General features: G+C 68.3%; 18 protein-coding genes. 2 read left to right on the top strand and 16 right to left on the bottom strand.

Annotation, left to right across the window (positions count from 1 at the left end; all coding sequences use genetic code 11):
- Nucleotides 1–2 precede the first annotated feature (2 nt).
- Nucleotides 3–392: a LysM peptidoglycan-binding domain-containing protein gene (locus ABD678_RS09455; RefSeq protein ID WP_344756024.1), complete on the bottom strand. Its 390-nt coding sequence runs from the start codon at nt 390–392 to the stop codon at nt 3–5.
- Nucleotides 393–679: 287 nt separating this feature from the next.
- On the opposite strand from ABD678_RS09455, the gene lexA reads away from it, so the two are divergent.
- Nucleotides 680–1,423: a transcriptional repressor LexA gene (lexA, locus tag ABD678_RS09450; protein WP_344756022.1), complete on the top strand. Its 744-nt coding sequence runs from the start codon at nt 680–682 to the stop codon at nt 1,421–1,423.
- A 15-nt stretch (nt 1,424–1,438) separates the two neighbouring features.
- Here lexA and hflX read toward each other — a convergent pair whose 3' ends face one another.
- Nucleotides 1,439–2,953: a GTPase HflX gene (gene hflX, locus ABD678_RS09445; protein ID WP_344756020.1), complete on the bottom strand. Its 1,515-nt coding sequence runs from the start codon at nt 2,951–2,953 to the stop codon at nt 1,439–1,441.
- A gap of 42 nt (nt 2,954–2,995) precedes the next feature.
- On the opposite strand from hflX, the gene ABD678_RS09440 reads away from it, so the two are divergent.
- Nucleotides 2,996–3,604 carry a class I SAM-dependent methyltransferase gene (locus tag ABD678_RS09440; RefSeq protein ID WP_344756018.1) on the top strand — a complete coding sequence of 203 codons (609 nt, stop codon included), beginning with the start codon at nt 2,996–2,998 and terminating at the stop codon, nt 3,602–3,604.
- 4 nt (nt 3,605–3,608) lie between these two features.
- Here ABD678_RS09440 and dapF read toward each other — a convergent pair whose 3' ends face one another.
- The 14 genes from dapF to ABD678_RS09370 form a co-directional block, all read right to left on the bottom strand.
- Nucleotides 3,609–4,484: a diaminopimelate epimerase gene (gene dapF, locus ABD678_RS09435; RefSeq protein WP_344756016.1), complete on the bottom strand. Its 876-nt coding sequence runs from the start codon at nt 4,482–4,484 to the stop codon at nt 3,609–3,611.
- Nucleotides 4,477–5,403 carry a tRNA (adenosine(37)-N6)-dimethylallyltransferase MiaA gene (miaA, locus tag ABD678_RS09430; RefSeq protein WP_344756014.1) on the bottom strand — a complete coding sequence of 309 codons (927 nt, stop codon included), beginning with the start codon at nt 5,401–5,403 and terminating at the stop codon, nt 4,477–4,479. The genes dapF and miaA overlap by 8 nt, the downstream gene beginning before the upstream one ends.
- Complete coding sequence (miaB, locus tag ABD678_RS09425; RefSeq protein WP_344756012.1) at nt 5,400–6,902, bottom strand: tRNA (N6-isopentenyl adenosine(37)-C2)-methylthiotransferase MiaB; 1,503 nt, start codon at nt 6,900–6,902, stop codon at nt 5,400–5,402. The genes miaA and miaB overlap by 4 nt, the downstream gene beginning before the upstream one ends.
- Nucleotides 6,903–6,964: 62 nt before the next feature.
- The gene (locus ABD678_RS09420; RefSeq protein WP_344756009.1) at nt 6,965–7,420 is read right to left on the bottom strand and encodes a hypothetical protein; all 456 of its coding nucleotides are present in this window, start codon (nt 7,418–7,420) and stop codon (nt 6,965–6,967) included.
- A 54-nt stretch (nt 7,421–7,474) separates the two neighbouring features.
- On the bottom strand, nt 7,475–8,071 hold the full coding sequence (locus ABD678_RS09415) for a regulatory protein RecX (RefSeq protein WP_344756007.1): 597 nt from the start codon (nt 8,069–8,071) through the stop codon (nt 7,475–7,477).
- Nucleotides 8,072–8,091: 20 nt separating this feature from the next.
- Nucleotides 8,092–9,237 (bottom strand): recombinase RecA, encoded by a 1,146-nt coding sequence (recA, locus tag ABD678_RS09410; RefSeq protein ID WP_344756005.1) that lies wholly within the window; start codon nt 9,235–9,237, stop codon nt 8,092–8,094.
- Nucleotides 9,238–9,484: 247 nt separating this feature from the next.
- Nucleotides 9,485–9,730, bottom strand: coding sequence for a DUF3046 domain-containing protein (locus tag ABD678_RS09405; RefSeq protein ID WP_425561960.1), 246 nt, complete (start codon nt 9,728–9,730; stop codon nt 9,485–9,487).
- An 82-nt stretch (nt 9,731–9,812) separates the two neighbouring features.
- Entirely contained in the window at nt 9,813–10,121 is a 309-nt protein-coding gene (locus tag ABD678_RS09400) for a helix-turn-helix domain-containing protein (protein WP_344756003.1), read from the bottom strand.
- A 172-nt stretch (nt 10,122–10,293) separates the two neighbouring features.
- The gene (locus ABD678_RS09395) at nt 10,294–10,818 is read right to left on the bottom strand and encodes a CinA family protein (protein ID WP_344756001.1); all 525 of its coding nucleotides are present in this window, start codon (nt 10,816–10,818) and stop codon (nt 10,294–10,296) included.
- A 16-nt stretch (nt 10,819–10,834) separates the two neighbouring features.
- Entirely contained in the window at nt 10,835–11,446 is a 612-nt protein-coding gene (pgsA, locus tag ABD678_RS09390; protein ID WP_344755999.1) for a CDP-diacylglycerol--glycerol-3-phosphate 3-phosphatidyltransferase, read from the bottom strand.
- 2 nt (nt 11,447–11,448) lie between these two features.
- Nucleotides 11,449–14,166 carry an FtsK/SpoIIIE family DNA translocase gene (locus tag ABD678_RS09385; RefSeq protein ID WP_344755997.1) on the bottom strand — a complete coding sequence of 906 codons (2,718 nt, stop codon included), beginning with the start codon at nt 14,164–14,166 and terminating at the stop codon, nt 11,449–11,451.
- A 55-nt stretch (nt 14,167–14,221) separates the two neighbouring features.
- The gene (locus ABD678_RS09380; protein ID WP_344757144.1) at nt 14,222–15,436 is read right to left on the bottom strand and encodes an ABC transporter permease; all 1,215 of its coding nucleotides are present in this window, start codon (nt 15,434–15,436) and stop codon (nt 14,222–14,224) included.
- Complete coding sequence (locus ABD678_RS09375) at nt 15,436–16,161, bottom strand: ABC transporter ATP-binding protein (RefSeq protein ID WP_344755995.1); 726 nt, start codon at nt 16,159–16,161, stop codon at nt 15,436–15,438. The genes ABD678_RS09380 and ABD678_RS09375 overlap by 1 nt, the downstream gene beginning before the upstream one ends.
- Nucleotides 16,158–17,165 (bottom strand): efflux RND transporter periplasmic adaptor subunit, encoded by a 1,008-nt coding sequence (locus ABD678_RS09370; protein WP_344755993.1) that lies wholly within the window; start codon nt 17,163–17,165, stop codon nt 16,158–16,160. Before ABD678_RS09370 ends, ABD678_RS09375 begins: the two co-directional genes overlap by 4 nt.
- Between the last annotated feature and the right edge of the window lie 93 nt (nt 17,166–17,258).

Genomic DNA, 17,258 nt, shown 5'->3' with positions numbered 1-17,258 from the left:
ATCTACCCGGCGTAGGCGGCCGGGATGGCGAGACGCTCCCCGGGGTGGACCACGGAGCCCTGGAGCCCGTTGAGCCGCACGAGATCGGAGATGACATCACGCGGATCGGCACCGGGCGCGATCGACTCGGCGAGCTGCCACAGGGACTGGCCCGGTTCGACCGTGACGTACTGGAAGTCAGTGGTGGACGGTTCTGCGCTGGCCGTTGCGGCCCCGCCGTTCAGTGCGAAGGCGAGCGCCATCGCGATGAGCGGGACGACGATGAGCACCGCGAGCACCGCACGACCGCGTCGAGTGATCCGCAGGCGAGTGGAGGCCAGACGAGTGGAGCCCAAGCGAGTGGAGCCCAAGCGACGAGGCGCCCCGGCGTAGTTCAGTGCGGTGGTGGTCATCTGTGCCTCCCCTGTACTCGGGCGCCCGCGGGCCTCCCTGAGAACTTCCGTATCCGGCGCTCGGCCGGGAGCGCCGGATACGAAGCTATGTTCCGAACCTATCTTCGAATGAAGCGAAAAGCAAGCCGATCTTCGAGAATTTCACCGTGTCGTGTCGCGACACACTCGAAATGATGTTTGTCTTCAGGCCCCATCCGGGATACAGTTTCGATTGTCAGGAGAAAGACCATCAGCAACCACCGACATTCTCATCGTCGGGACCGAACGCACAGATTGGCAGGCGCGGAATGGATGACGACACCGCCCAACCGAGTTCACCGGATCAGGTCTCCGTGGAGCAGGGCCCGGTCGAACAGGGCCCGGTCGAGCTCGGCCTCGCCTCGAGCCGCACCCGGCGCCGCAAGAGCCTGAGCGAGAAGCAGCTGGCGATCCTCGAGGTCATCCAGCGCTCGGTGGCAACCCGCGGATATCCGCCGAGCATGCGCGAGATCGGCGACGCCGTGGGCCTCGCCTCGCTCTCGAGCGTCACGCACCAGCTGGGCCAGCTCGAGCTGAGCGGCTACCTGCGCCGCGACCCGAACCGTACGCGCGCGCTCGAGGTGCTCATCGAGGTTCCGACCAGCGATGGCGCGACCGACACGGCCATCCCGGTCGGCGATGCCGCCATGGTCCCCCTTGTCGGGCGAATCGCCGCCGGCATCCCGATCACCGCCGAGCAGCAGGTGGACGAGGTCTTCCCTCTCCCGCGTCAGCTCGTCGGCAAGGGTGACCTGTTCATGCTCAAGGTCGTCGGCGAATCCATGATCGACGCCGCGATCTGCGACGGCGACTGGGTCGTCGTTCGCCAGCAGAAGAATGCGGAGAACGGTGAGATCGTCGCGGCGATGCTCGACGATGAGGCCACCGTCAAGGTCTTCCAGCAGCGAGACGGACACACCTGGCTCCTGCCGCGCAACTCCGCGTTCGCCCCCATCGTGGGCGACTATGCCGAGATTCTCGGCAAGGTCGTCGCGGTGCTGCGTTCGGTCTGAGCCCTACCGCGCTCGTCAGGCGGGGACGACCTGGTAGTCGCGCAGTGACCCGGCCTGTTCGGGCATCACGAGTGCGACGATCCGGGTCCCGGTCTCCTCGTAGCTCGTAGAGACGACCGTGCCGCGCTCATGCAGTGCGGCGATGACTTCGCCGTGCTCATAGGGCACGAGCAGTTCCACCCGGATGTCGGGCCTCGGAATGAGGTCGGAGATGCGCGCGAGCAACTCGTCGATGCCCGCTCCCGTGCGCGCTGAGACGAAGACCGCCTCCGGCTCGAGACCGCGAAGAGCCAGCACGTCGTCGTCGCCCACGAGGTCGGACTTGTTGAACACGAGGATCTCCGGGATGTCCCGCGCACCGAGCTCGCCGATGACGTCGCGCACTGTCGCCAACTGGCTCGCCGGGTCCGGATGGCTCGCATCCAAGACGTGGATGATGACATCCGCCCTCTCGACCTCCTCCAGCGTCGAGCGGAAGGCCTCGACGAGCTCGTGCGGAAGGTTGCGAACGAAGCCGACCGTGTCGACGAGGGTGTATGAGCGGCCGTCGGCGGTCTCAGTGCGCCGGACGGCCGTGTCGAGCGTCGCGAAGAGTGCGTTCTCGACGAGGGCGCCCGCGCGCGTGATCCGGTTGAGCAGCGACGACTTCCCGGCGTTCGTGTAGCCGGCGATGGCGACCGAGGGCACGGCGTGGCGGCTGCGGTTCGCCCGGTTGGCCTCCCGGCCGGGCGCGAAGCCCTTGATCTGCTTGCGCAGGCGCGACATCCGGGTGTGGATGCGGCGCCGATCGAGCTCGATCTTGGTCTCACCGGGGCCACGTGAGCCCATCCCGACGCCGGAGCCCACCTGGCCACCGGCCTGACGGCTCATCGATTCACCCCAGCCGCGCAGTCGCGGCAGGAGGTATTCGAGCTGGGCGAGCTCGACCTGGGCTTTGCCCTCGCGGCTCTTGGCGTGCTGGCTGAAGATGTCGAGGATGACGGCCGTGCGGTCGATGACCTTGACCCCCACGACATCCTCCAGCGCACGACGTTGGCTCGGGGCGAGCTCGGTGTCGGCGACCACGGTGTCCGCTCCGAGCGCCGCGACCGCGTCGCGAAGCTCCTGGGCCTTGCCCTTGCCGAGGAAAGTGCTGGGGTCGGGGTGCGTACGGCGCTGGAGCAGCCCGTCGAGCACGACGGCACCGGCGGTCTCGGAGAGTGCGGCGAGCTCGCGCAACGAGTTCTCGGCGTCCTCGAGGCCGCCCTGGGCGTAGATGCCGATGAGCACGACGTTCTCGAGCCGCAGCTGCCGGTACTCGACCTCGGTGACGTCGGCGAGCTCGGTGGAGAGTCCGCCGACACGTCGCAGCGCCTGGCGCTCCTCGAGGTCGAGCTGGTCCCCATCGATCCCGGATGCCGCCGCCTGGCCCTGTAGTGCGAGCGCGGAGCCCCCGAAGAGGGCACGACTGTCCGCCCGGGCGTCGGCTGCAGCCAACACGCGGTCGACGGGATCCATGGATCCGCGGTCTCGTTCCTCACGTTCAGTCATTGGGTTAACCCTAGCCTTCCGGTTTTCGGTAAGTTTCTCTGCATGGCCGACGAGCACTACTTTTCGTCATCTCCGGCAAGTGCACTACAGCTCAGGCCCATTCAGGTCACCCTGCTCGGCATGCCGTACACCCTCACGACCGCCAATGGCGTGTTCAGCCCGGAGCGCGTCGACGCCGGCACGCAGGTCCTGCTCGCTCACACGCCTCCCCCGCCGCCCGGAGGCCATTTCCTCGACCTGGGCTGCGGTTGGGGGCCGATCGCGCTGTCTCTCGCCCTGGAGTCCCCCCACGCGACGGTGTGGGCCGTCGACGTCAATGAGAGAGCCCTCGACCTGGTGCGCCGCAATGCCGGGACTCTCGGCCTGGACAATGTCAACGCCTGCCGACCCGAAGATGTTCCCGAGGGGGTCGAGTTCATGACGATCCGTTCGAACCCGCCCATCCGAGTCGGTAAGAACGTGCTCCACAACATGCTCGAGTCATGGCTTCCGCGGCTCGAACCCGATTCGGATGCCTGGCTCGTCGTGCAGCGCAACCTCGGCTCGGACTCCCTGCAGCGCTGGCTCGACGGCACCCTGCCGGCCGACTTCGCGGTCTCCCGCGCTGCAACCAGCAAGGGCTACCGCGTGCTGAAGGTCCGTCGCAGATAACCGCTCAGTACGCGACGATCCCGTCGAAACTGAACTCGGCCGGCCCGGAGAGCGAGACGTGTTCGCCGTCCTCCGCCGCCCACATCCGGACCCCGAGCACCCCGCCCGGTACCTCGACCCGCCACTGGTCCGGTGCGCCCTCCCCCGCCCAGTACCGCGTGGCGAGCGCCGCCGCCACCGCACCGGTCCCACAGGAGAGCGTCTCGCCGCTCCCGCGTTCGTGCACACGCATCCGGATGTGCCCGACACCGTCTTTCACGAGAGGGTCGCCCGGCACCACGAATTCGACGTTGGCACCGGCTTCGGGCTCAGGATCGAGGATGGGGATCCAGGCGAGGTCTGCGGAGTCGAGTTCGTCGTCGCTCGAGAGCGCGACGACGACGTGCGGGTTCCCGACGTTGATGCCCAAGCCGGGCCTGGCGACCTTGAGGCCCCGTGCCCGCACGAGCGGCTCGCCGCCGTCGAGCGACCAGCGTCCGAGATCCACCTGGTAGCCGGTGGCGTTCCGTTGCACGTCACGGACCCCGCCGCGCGTGCCGATGGGGAGCGTCTGGCCGCTCTCGAGCTCGGCGAGCCCGTTCTCCAGCAGGAATCGCGCGTAGACCCGGATGCCGTTGCCGCACATCTCCGAGACGGTCCCGTCCGAGTTGTGGTAGTCCATGAACCATTCGGCGGCGGCGTCTTCGGCGAGGGCGGCCGCGCCATCCGGAAGCGCCTTCGACCGCACGGCGCGGATGACACCGTCGGCTCCGATGCCGAAGTGGCGGTCGCAGAGGGCACGGATCTGGTCTGGGCCGAGGTTCACCGCACCGTCGGGGTCGGCGAACAGCACGAAGTCGTTACCGGTGCCGTGTCCCTTGGTGAAGTGCAGTTCAGCCATGAGCCAATGTTAGAGCCAACGCCCGGTCGACCAGGTCGGGGTCGTCGTGCTCGAGCCATTCGGCGTGCGGGTAACGGCGGAACCAGCCGACCTGACGGCGTGCGTACCGCCGGGTGAGAGCCGCCGCCTGCCCGATCGCCTCCGTCTCGGGGAGGTCGCCGGCGAGCTGTGCGACGGCCTGCGCGTAGCCGATCGCACGGCGAGCCGTGACGCCGCGCTCGAGGCCCTGGGCCAGCAGCCCTCGCACCTCCTTGAGCAGCCCGTCGCGCCACATCCCGGCGACGCGCTCATCGAGCCGGCTCACCAGCCGATCCCGGGGAGCACTCAGCCCGAGGATGACGGCGGGCTCGCGCAGACGCGACTCGTCGGGCAGGCCGGAACCGAACGGCTCCCCGGTGAGCTCGATGACCTCGAGCGCACGCACGATGCGCCGCCCGTTGTACGGTCCGATCGCGGCAGCCGCATCCGGGTCGAGTTCCCTGAGTCGCTGGAACACCATGCCGGGCCCGTGTGCCGCCAGTTCGGCCTCCAGACGCGCGCGGATGGCAGGGTCGGTTCCCGGGAATCGGAAGTCGTAGAGCACCGACGAGACGTAGAGTCCTGATCCGCCGACGAGGATGGGCGTCGCGCCGCGCCCCCGGATGTCGCCGATAACCTCCAGCGCGCGCGACTGGTAGTCGGCGACGCTGGCCTCCTCGGTGACCTCGAGGATGTCGAGCAGGTGGTGCGGGATGCCGCGGCGTTCGGCGGGTGCAAGCTTCGCCGTGCCGATGTCCATGCCGCGGTAGAGCTGCATGGCGTCGGCGTTGACGATCTCGGCCGGATGCCCGTCGGCGACCAGGCGTTCGGCGAGCACGAGGGAGAGGGCGCTCTTGCCTGTACCGGTGGCACCGACGACGGCGAGGAGCGGGAGGGTCACGCGGAGGGGCGGAACGTGGGCAGGCCGAGCGAGACGCGGCCGGGGGCAGTGCCGGGGGCATCCGGAACCGCACAGCTCGCCGCCTCGGCGCGATCCCAGGCGTCGCCGGCGCGGGTGTGCCGCACCGTGAGGGTGGCGCCGGATGGTGCGTCGGCGATGAGGTGGAACGGCGCCGCCTGGGTGATGACGACCGAGACCACATCGCCGGGACGCGGCGCCGCGCTGCCCGCCGGGATGTCGAAGTGGACGAGCCGGCCGTCCTCGGCACGACCGCTCAGGCGGTGGGTATCGGCGTCCTTGCGGCCCTCGCCATTGGCGACGAGCACCTCGACCGCCGTGCCGACCAGCCTCTGGTTCTCCTCCCAGGAGATGTGCTCCTGCAGCGCCACAAGGCGCTCGTAGCGCTCCTGCACGACGTCTTTCGGAACCTGGTCGGCCATGGTCGCTGCCGGCGTGCCCTCACGGATCGAGTACTGGAAGGTGAAGGCTGAGGAGAATCGCGCCGCCTCGACGACCCGCAGCGTCTCCTGGAAGTCCTCCTCGGTCTCGCCCGGGAAGCCGACGATGATGTCGGTCGTGATCGCCGCCTGGGGAATCCGCGCGCGCACCCGGTCGAGGATGCCGAGGAACTTCTCTGAGCGGTAGCTGCGCCGCATGGCGCGCAGGATCCGGTCGGAGCCCGACTGCAGCGGCATGTGCAGCTGCGGCATGACGGCGGGGGTCTCGGCCATCGCCTCGATGACGTCGTCGGTGAAGGCCGCCGGGTGGGGGCTCGTGAACCGGATGCGCTCGAGGCCGCGGATCTCGCCGGCCGCGCGCAGCAGCTTGCCGAACGCCTGGCGATCCCCGAATTCGACACCGTAGGAGTTGACGTTCTGCCCCAGCAGGGTCACCTCGATCGCCCCGTCGTCGACGAGGGCCTGGATCTCGGCGAGGATGTCGCCGGGCCGCCGATCCTTCTCCTTGCCGCGCAGCGACGGGACGATGCAGAACGTGCAGGTGTTGTTGCAGCCGACCGAGATGGAGACCCAGCCGCTGTAGGTGGATTCGCGCCGCGTCGGCAGCGTCGAGGGGAAGACTTCGAGGGACTCGAGTATCTCGAGTTGCGCCTCACCGTTGTGGCGGGCCCGTTCGAGGAGTGCAGGAAGCGATCCCATGTTGTGGGTGCCGAAGACGACATCCACCCACGGTGCCTTCTCGAGGATCGTGCCCTTGTCCTTCTGGGCGAGGCAACCGCCGACGGCGATCTGCATGCCCTCGTGCTTGCGTTTCACGGAGGAGAGCATCCCGAGCGTGCCGTAGAGCTTGTTGTCGGCGTTCTCCCGGACTGCGCAGGTGTTGATGACCACGACGTCGGCGTCGCCGCTGTCAGCCCGCACATAGCCGGCTGCCTCCAGCGAGCCGCTCAGTCGTTCCGAGTCGTGCACGTTCATCTGGCAGCCGAAGGTGCGCACCTCGTAGGTGCGCGATCGCTCACTCGTCCCCGTCGTCGCATTCATGGTGCCTCAAGCCTAATCCGGCGACGTGCAGGTCTCGATCGATCGGGCCTCGATGGTGGGGATCACTGCTGGGTGAGGGTCACCGTGAGTTGCTTCGCGGTCTTCGTCGTCCTCATGACCGTGTCGATCACCCGCGTTTCCGGATTCCAGGTTCCGACGTACTGGGCGAGCCCGTTCGTCTCATCCAGGTAGACCTCCATGCGCAGGATTCCGTCCCGTACCCGCCAGGTGTCGCCCGGGTAGTCGTAGGTGGTCTCGCCGTAGCCGATCGCGAGGGTTCCGTCGGCGTGGAGCGTGATGGTCGTCAGGTCGCCGCCGCTGTCGGTCCCGCTCCAGGTCGTGTCGGCCGGGTCGATCTCGCCGCCGATGTACTTCGTCGTGTCGATGACTGCCTGGGTCTCGGTGGGCGTTGGGGTCGGGGTCGGTTCGAGGATGCCGCAGCCGCCGAGAGTGAGGGCGGCGAGGAGCACTGCTGGAAGAAGGATGGTGAGGGAAACACTGCGGCGGGGCGAAGTCACGCACACGATCCTAGATGCTCACGAAACCCACGGGAGGCGCACCTCTCGCGTACATCAGCGAAAGCGGACTCCCGAGGGCTGGCGCGGCAACGCCATAAGCACGGCTCCCCTCACCGTCTCGGAGGAATACCCCTTGCGCTGCAGATAGCCGCTCAGGCGCCGCACGGCGGTCGCGTGGTCGAGGTTGCGAAGCTGGGCTGCCCGACGGATGGCGAGTTGCTGGGCCCGCTCCCGCTCGTCGTCCTCATCGAACTCCTCGATCGCCCCCTCGATGATGTCCTGGTCGATGCGGCGCCTCCGCAGTTCGGCGACGAGCGCCGTGCGGCCGAGCCCCTTGCGCTCGCGCTGGGTCCGGACGATGGTTTCGGCCAGCGCGGTGTCGTCGATGAGTCCGACGCCCTCCAGCCGGTCGAGTTCGGCCTCGACGATGCAGGGATCGAGATCACGGGCCAACAGCGCCTCACCGAGTTCCCAGCGCGACATGCCCCGCCTCGTGAGCGCGTGCATACTCACGTTCTCGGCGCGGTGTTCCTGCGCCTGCCGGTCGTCCGCACTCGGCTCCTCGGCGGCAGGGAAAGCGGGAACGGGAGCGGCCGGCGGGGTCACCCCTGGGAGGTAGGTGACCCGCGCCAGCTTCTCATCGGAGTTCATTGCTCACTCGGAGAACGCGCTCAGACGGCCTTGCGGCTGGCGAGCTTCTCCTCGATCGAATCGACCGTTCCTGCCTCGTCGAAAGCCTCGGGGAACTTCTCGTCGGCATCGGCGGCCAGGATGGCCTCCGCAGCCAGCGCGAGCGCTGCGGCGGAGGCCGCCTTGCCCTCCGCGCCGATCCCGAGCTTGGCCATGATCTTGCCCTCGATCTCGAGCGCGATCTTCGGGTTGTCGATGAGATACTTGCGCGAGTTCTCCTTGCCCTGGCCGAGCTGGTCGCCGTCGTAGGTGTACCAGGCACCCGACTTCTTGACGATCTCGTGCTCTACGCCGAAGTCGATGAGACTGCCCTCGCGTGAGATGCCGGAGCCGTACAGAATGTCGAACTCCGCCTGCTTGAACGGCGGCGCCATCTTGTTCTTGACGACCTTCACGCGCGTGCGGTTGCCGACGGCATCCGTTCCCTCCTTGAGGGTCTCGATGCGCCGGATGTCGAGCCTCACCGAGGCGTAGAACTTGAGCGCCTTGCCGCCCGCGGTGGTCTCCGGGCTGCCGAAGAACACCCCGATCTTCTCGCGCAGCTGGTTGATGAAGATCATCGTCGTGTTGGTCTGGCTGAGACCGCCGGTGAGCTTGCGCAGCGCCTGCGACATGAGCCGGGCCTGAAGGCCGACGTGGGAGTCGCCCATCTCGCCCTCGATCTCCGCGCGCGGCACGAGCGCCGCCACCGAGTCGATGACGATGAGGTCGATCGAACCGCTCCGCACGAGCATGTCCGCGATCTCGAGCGCCTGCTCACCGGTATCGGGCTGGGAGACCAGGAGGGAGTCGATGTCGACCCCGAGCGCCTTCGCGTACTCAGGGTCGAGCGCGTGCTCTGCGTCGATGAAGGCGGCGATACCGCCGCCGCGCTGCGCGTTCGCGATCGCGTGGAGGGTGAGCGTGGTCTTGCCGGAGGACTCCGGGCCGTAGATCTCGACGATACGACCGCGCGGCAGCCCCCCGATCCCGAGCGCGACGTCGAGGGCGATCGATCCCGTCGGGATGACCGCGACCGGTGCCCGCTCATCGCTGCCGAGGCGCATGACGGAGCCCTTGCCGAACTGGCGGTCGATTTGGGCGAGAGCGGTGTCGAGTGCCTTCTCGCGATCTGCTGGTGTTGCCATGGTGTGACTCCTTCGTACTCGTATCGGTGTGCCTGTAGGCTGCCGTTCCTCTCACCGCCGATGGTGCAGGGCCAGTGAGTACCGCGACAAGGCGTTCGGCTGCTATCGCCGATGAGTCAGACAGTACGCTTCGCCGGTGACATTTCCCGGTACCGACGGGCGAACTGTGGACAACTCCTCTTCGATGGCTGCTGTGCAGGAGCCTACACAACTACGAAGGAATGTTCGATAGATTGCGCCCGGCGTGTCACTGCGGCGCGCGAAGCCCCACGCCGTGCCAGCGGCTCGGGGGAACATCGCTCGCCCGGCAGAGCGCGAGCCAGACCTCCCTCGCGGGAACGCCTGCCTCGAGAGCCTGCTCCGAGGTCAGGTCACCGAGCTCGGTGAGCACGAGGTCCCGAACGAGCGCCCCGCCGAACGATTCGCCGAACTCCGCTGCGACCGCACGACGGAACTCACTCAGCCGCACAGCGGCCGCTTCCCCGAGTCGCACTGAAGGCCCCGAACCGCGCTGAAGGCCCCGACTGCACGGAACGCCCCGGCGCCGAGGCTGCCGGGGCGTTCACGCGATGGACTCAGCGGACCACCAGGTCCGCGTCGAAGTCCGCGACGAGATCGTCGGGGACCGTGTCGGGAATGATGTTGATGCCCTCGATGACGGCGAGACGGTCGCCGACTTCGCGCATGATGACGGAGATCGGAGTCTCCAGCGCATCCGCGACGGAGGCGAGGATCTCAGAGCTCGCCTCCTTCTGACCGCGCTCCACCTCGGAGAGGTAGCCGAGCGCTACGGACGCCTTGCTTGCGACCTGGCGAAGGGTACGGCCCTTCTGCAGACGAAAGTCCCGGAGAACATCTCCGATTTCCTGGCGGACTAGAACCATGGGACCCTCCTCTTCCTCTCGAATCGCTCTGCCTCGTGCATTTCAGCGGCGGAACCTGCTGTGGCAGTGCCTCTCAGCCCCGTCACCTTACAACCTACCGTGATCAAACTCTAACCAGTGCTTTCTGTACGGCCATTGTGAATCACCAGTTGTAACGAGATCGATGCTGGACCTATTCCCCCGTCGAGACCAGTCCCCGTTCGAGTGCCTCTCCGATCCAGCGGATGGCCTCCTCGACCGTGCGGATGCGGATCTCGTCACGCGATCCGGTGAGTTCCAGGCGTCGCGACCGGGTCTCTTCCCCCATCGACAATCCCAGGAACACCGTCCCCGGCTGCTGCCCGCCCTGCGGATCCGGGCCGGCGACGCCCGTCGTCGCGATGCCGATGTCGGCCGGGCGGCCGGCCACGGCGAGACGGTCGCGCACGTTCCTCGCGAGCTGGCGAGCGACATCCGGATGCACGGGGCCGTGCTCGGCCAGGAGCGCGCTGTCGACGCCGAGCAGCGTGTGCTTGAGCTCCGTGTCGTAGGCGACCACCCCGCCGAGGACGACGGCCGATGCCCCTGCCGGCCGGATGAGTTCGGCGACCAGGAGGCCTCCGGTGAGCGATTCGGCGACCGCGAGGGTGAGCCCGCGGGAGGCGAGCCCTGCGATGAGTCGAGCAACGTCGTGAGCAGGCACGTCCGGGGCGGGCACGCCGTGAGCAGGCACGTCAGCCGGCCGGATCCGCAGCGCGCGAGTGCCGCACCGCCTTCACGAGGTAATCGAGACCCGTGACGAGGGTGAAGACGAGGGCGATCCCCATGAGCACGGCGTTGAACCAGTGCATCCAGTCCCCGAGCAGAAGCCACATCGGCACGAGGTAGAAGGAGATCGCGATCGCCTGCACGATCGTCTTGAGTTTGCCGCCGCGTGAGGCGGGGATGACGCGGTCGCGGACGACGGCGAGCCGGAACGCCGTGATGCCGAACTCCCTGACGAGGATGACGATCGTGACCCACCACCACAGCTCGCCGAGGATCGAGAGCGTCACGAGGGCGGCGCCGATGAGCACCTTGTCGGCGATCGGGTCGAGGAGCTTCCCGACATCCGTCACGAGGTTCTGGCGACGCGCGAGGAGGCCGTCGACGCTGTCGGTCGCGATCGCGAGGATGAAAAGCCCGGCCGCGAGGTAGCGCAGCAGCCCGAACTCGTGGTTGTCGGCGAACAACAGCCAGATGAAGACCGGGGCGAGCAGGATGCGCACGACGGTGATGATGTTCGCGACATTCCCGGTACTGGCCGGGGTGTCCCCGCTGCGGGCAACTCGTCCGCGCAGTGCCACCGTCACTCCCTGTCGGTCAGGTTCCAGGCATCCTCGTCTGACGAGCCTTCCACCTCATCGTATCCGCTCGTGGCATCGGCGATCGGATCGGCCGGCTCCTCGCCGCGCAGCTTCGCCAGGACGGCCGGCAACTGCTCGGCCGACACGAGGACGTCGCGCGCCTTCGAGCCCTCGGACGGGCCGACGATCTCGCGCGATTCGAGAAGGTCCATGAGACGGCCGGCCTTGGCGAAGCCGACGCGGAGCTTGCGCTGCAGCATCGAGGTCGACCCGAACTGGGTGCTCACGACGAGTTCCGCAGCGGCCAGCAGCACGTCGAGGTCGTCGCCGATATCGCCGTCGATCTGGCGGTGCTCGGTGGCGGCACTGACGTCCTTGCGGTACTCGGGACGCGCCTGCGCCGTCACGTGCTTGACGACCGCCGCGACCTCACTCTCGCTCACCCAGGCGCCCTGTACGCGCATGGCCTTCGAGGCGCCCATGGGCAGGAAGAGGGCGTCCCCCTGGCCGATGAGCTTGTCGGCGCCCGGCTGGTCGAGGATGACCCGCGAGTCGGTCATGCTGCTCACCGCGAACGCGAGGCGGCTCGGCACGTTGGCCTTGATGAGACCGGTCACGACGTCGACGCTCGGGCGCTGGGTCGCGAGCACGAGGTGGATGCCGGAGGCCCGGGCCAGCTGCGTGATGCGCACGATGGAGTCCTCGACGTCGCGCGGGGCGACCATCATGAGGTCGGCGAGTTCGTCGACGACGACGAGCAGGTACGGGTAGGGCCTGAGCGTTCGCTCGCTGCCGGCCGGCAGGGTGATCTCCTCCGCGACGACCGCCGCGTTGAAGTCGTCGATGTGGCGGTAGCCGAAGCTCGCGAGGTCGTCGTAGCGCATGTCCATCTCCTTCACGACCCAGGAGAGCGCCTCGGCGGCCTTCTTCGGGTTCGTGATGATGGGCGTGATGAGGTGGGGAACACCCGCGTAGTGGGCGAGTTCGACGCGTTTGGGGTCGATGAGCACCATGCGCACCTCGGCCGGCTTGGCACGCATGAGCAGGCTCGTGATCATCGAGTTGATGAAGCTCGACTTGCCCGAACCGGTCGAGCCTGCGACGAGCAGGTGGGGCATCTTGGCGAGATTGGCGACGACGAAGCCGCCTTCGACATCCTTGCCCACGCCGATCGTCATAGGATGCGCGCTCGAGGTGCTCGCCTTCGAGCGCAGCACGTCGCCGAGCGAGACGATCTCGCGGTCGGTGTTCGGGATCTCGACGCCGATCGCGCTCTTGCCGGGGATCGGAGAGAGGATGCGGACCTCGTTGCTCGCCACGGCGTAGGAGAGGTTCTTGCTGAGAGCCGTCACCCGCTCGACCTTGACGCCCGGGCCCAACTCGATCTCGTACCGGGTGACGGTCGGCCCGCGGCTGAACCCGGTGACCTTGGCATCGACCTGGAACTGCCCGAGCACCTCCGTGATCGCCCGCACGATCTCGTCGTTCGCGCCCGACCTCGTCTTCGCGGGCGTTCCGGGCACGAGCACGGATGCCGCCGGCAACCGGTACGGCGCTGTCGGCTGCTGGGGGGCCGCATCGTCGAACTCCCCGGCCCGGCCCTTCTCGGATGCCGTGGCCGAGAACCCGGGAAGCAGACCAGACCCGGGCGCTCCCCCGGCCCGACCCCCCTCGGCCGAACCGTTGTGCAGGGCGTCGTCGCGGATGCCGGTCGCCGGCGCGCCATCGACCTCGCCGGTGAAGCGTTTGACGGCATCCTCGGCCCTGAGCAGGTCTTCGATGAGCTCGATGCCGAAGTCGTCCTTCGGCGTGTGGTCGATGACCTCGGTATCCGAGCCCACGAGCACCGGGCTCCCGAAAGCCGGTTCGTCTTCGCGCCGGGTCCTGTTCCTGCGCCACCACGGGATGGAGTCGTCGTCGACGGGGAGGTCGTCGATCGTCGTGAGCGCCGCCGTGTCGCCCTTCGCGGCCTTCCTGGCGGCGAGCTCCTCCGGGTCGGGCAGTTCGGCCCCGAACAGGTAGGAGTAGAGCTCGCGCAGCCGGTCGCCGATGCGGTTCGGCGGTGTCCTGGTGATGATGAAGAGCGAGAGGACGAGTGCGAGGACGATGAGCGGAACGGCGACCCACACGCTCAGATAAGTCGCGAGCGGCATGCCGATCCCGAATCCGACGATCCCGCCCGCGCGCGCGAAGTCGGTGATCGGGTCGCCCCACTCGGGTCGTCCGCCGTAGATGTGGCAGAGGGCGCTGATGGTGACGACGAGCACGCCGGTCCCGATGCCGATCCGGCCGTTGTCGTTGACGGACGACGGATGCCGGAACAGCCAGACCGCGAGCACGAGCAGGATGACCGGGAGCGCGAAGGCCAGGCGGCCGAACGCGCCGCCGAAGGTGTAGGCGTCGAGCGCGATCGCGACGGGGTCGTTGGGGTTGAACCACTCGACGACGGCCCCGCCCGCCGCGAGCAGCAGGAACAGGAACGGCACGCCGTCGCGGCGTTCGGCCTTGTCGAGGGTCTCCTTGCCGAACAGCCGGGCCGCGCCGCCCGCGGCGTGGGCGAGCGACATCCACCAGGTGGCGAGAAGCCCCGGTTCCTGTGCCGGGGCAGGCTTCTTCCTCGTCGTCGGGCGCCGTGCGGGGGTACTGCGCGGTCGGCCCGTCGTCGTACGGGCGCGCGTGGTCGACCTCGTACCCGAGGTCGTCGACGTGCGCGCAGCCATGGGCTCTACGGTACTTGCGGGCGGTGTCAATGCCGGGGACTACCCGGGGAGTGTCTCAATAGCGGATGGCGTCGATGACCTTGACGCGCACGGCGACGAGCGCGGGCAGCAGCCCGGCGAGGGCGCCGACGAACGTCGCGGCACCGAGGCCGAGGAGCGCCGCCCCGATCGGGAAGGGCGGGACATCCATGAGACCTTCGGCGAGCATCCCCTGGACCCAGGGGTTCTCGACGATGAGGATCGCCACGAGCACGCCGACCACCCCGGCCGCGACCGAGGCGACCACGCTCTCCATCATGACCGCGAAGAACACGCGCCCTGCCGTGGCGCCGAAACTGCGCCGGATGCCGATCTCCCGGATGCGCTGGCGCACCGTCACGAGGGAGATGTTGACGAGTCCGAGCGCGCCGAGCAGGAGCACGAGCACGGCGACACCGGTCACGAGCAGCTTGATCGGCAGGAGCGGGTCCTCTCCTCCCCAGGCCGCATAGTCCTGCCTGCTGACGTCGACGTTGATCCCCTCGCCGAGCGCCCCGGCGATGTCGCGCCGGATGAGCTCGGTGAGCTGGTCGGAGAGCTCGGGAGGCACCCACAGCTCGTACTGCGGTTGGCTCTGCGCGGCGACGAGAGGCGACACCATCCGCAGGTATGCCGAGTTGAGCACGTACATCGAGAGGTCGTCGAACTCCGCGGCGGGCACCACCCCCACGATGACGCCGACCGCATCGTCTTCGCCGAGGATCGTGACGGTCGGATGCGTGCGGAGGTCCGGCGACCCGATGCGCTCGTAGAACTTCTGGTTCACCACGAGCGCCGGGGCCAACCGGTTCTCGTCGGAGGGGGTGAACCAGTACCCATCGGTCACCTGGATCCGGTGCATCGTCCCGTAGTCGGAGTCGACCGCGATCGTGTTGACGAAACTCGCCCCGTCGCGGAACTGCACAGTCATTCCCGCATAGTTGACGGCCCCGGCCCAGGTGATGCGGTACCGGTCGACGACCTGGTCGAAGGCTGCCCGCACGTCGGCGGCCGCCGGAGGCTCACCCTGCTCGTCGTACACGCCCACGTAGAGAGTGGCCGGGCGGCCGGACTGCCGCTCGTAGGTCTCGGTCGTCGCCTGCTGCACCATCGAGCCGAGCCCGACGACACTCGTGAGCGCCGCCACGGCGACGGCGACCCCGACGAGGCTCAGGAGCACACGGGTGCGATGGATGCGCAACTCGGCCCAGGCCTCGGCCACCGCGCCGACGAGGCCGGAGATCATCCGCATCACAGGGACACCTCCTCGGCGGCCAGGGCCAGCACCCGGTTGACATCCACCGGGGCGAGCACTCCGCGGTCGAGCCGGTAATGGCGCCGGGCGAGCGCCGCGATGTTGGCGTCGTGCGTGATCGTGATGAGTGCGGCTCCCGAGCGCTCGGCGACCTCGTCCAGCATTGCCATGACGCTCGCGCCGGTGTCGACGTCGAGTGCTCCCGTCGGCTCGTCGGCGAGGATGAGGCGCGGGCCCCGCACGAGTGCCCTCGCGATTGCGACGCGCTGCTGCTCGCCGCCGGAGAGCTGCTCCGGCGTCGAACCGAGGCGCTCGGACAGCCCCATCCGATCGAGCATCTCCACGGCGATCCGCTCACGCTGCCAGAACTGCTTCCCGGTCGCGTAGAGAAGCGGCGTCATGACGTTCTCGAGCGCCGTGCGGCCGCCCAGGAGGTTGAACTGCTGGAAGATGAACCCGATATCGCGTCCGCGAGCACGGTCCCGCTCACCGGAGCCGAGTGCGGACAGCGGGCGGTCGTCGAAGTAGATCTCGCCGGAGGTCGGGGTGTCGAGCAGCCCCAGCAGGTTGAGCAGCGTCGACTTGCCCGAGCCGCTGCGCCCGACGATCGAGACGTGGTCGCCGACCGCCACCTCGATGTCGATCCCCTTGAGGATCTCCAGCGGGGGCGCATCCGGGAGCGGGATGGTCCTCGTGACCCCCTCGAGTCGCAGGAGCGTCACCGGAGCTGGTCCTTGCAGACGATCGAGTCGTCCGGCATGACCTCGCATCCTTCCTCGGGCAGCGGGAACCCCGGCCCCCTCCCGCCGTCGCCGTCGCTGACCGCACCGGGGACGAACTGGAGGATGAGGTCGCCCTCGGCCAGGCCTTCCTCGATCTCCACGTTGACGCCGTCGCTCAGCCCGAGCACGACCGGCCGCAGCTCGGTCGTCCCGTCCGGGAGCACGAAGTAGACGTTGCCGGTCTCCGCGGTGCCCTCGACGGCCGTGACCGGAGCCACGAGCACATCTTCGGCGATTCCCCCGGCGATCGTGAGCTGGGCGGCGAGTCCGGCGAAGACGCGAACGTCGGACGGCACAGCGCAGGTCACGGTCGTGCCCCCGCCGGTTCCGCCGTCACCCTCGCTGCCGGCGAGAGGGGTCGTGATCGTCAGGCCCGTGCAGGTGAAGGGCGCTGGACCACCCGTGATGGAGACCTGCGCCTCGGTCGGCTGGTCGAGCAACCGGTACAACTGTTCAGGCGGGAGGCTGCCGGTCACGTGGAAGCTCGCCGGCGCGATCTGGGCGACCGACTCGCCGACCGACACGAGCTGGTCGACGATGACCGGGAGGGACGACAGGATGCCGGTGGTCGGGGCGGTGACCTTCGACTCCTTGTACCAGAAGGTTCCGTTCTCCCGCGGAACCTCCGTCCAGATGGTCATGAGCACCGTGCCCGCCTTGACCGCCTTGCCCTCGTTGACGAATACCTTGTGCACGGCGCCCATCGCCGGCGCCTTCGCGGGCACCGCCGCATCCGCGGAGATCGTGCCCTGCAGGCTCACGTCGTTCTGCACGGTACCCCGCATGACCGGAACCTGGGGCTCGACGATCTCGGCGCCGGGGACGGCCGGATCGCTCACGGCGACGACATCCGGGAAGAAGGCGATCTTGACGAGCGCCGCGGCGATCGCCGCGAAGACGAGAATCCGGATGATCGGGAAGATCCATTTACGCCACACGCCCACGATTGCCCCTTTGTACGCTCGATCGACGGCGTCACACCAGGGAGCGCCAGAGTCCATCCTCGCCGAGTTCGGCGAACCTTGTCAGCCCAACGT

Origin of the sequence: Leifsonella bigeumensis (assembly GCF_039537265.1) — a bacterium.
GTDB lineage: Bacteria > Actinomycetota > Actinomycetes > Actinomycetales > Microbacteriaceae > Terrimesophilobacter > Terrimesophilobacter bigeumensis.
This window is presented reverse-complemented; position numbering and strand designations above follow the sequence as displayed.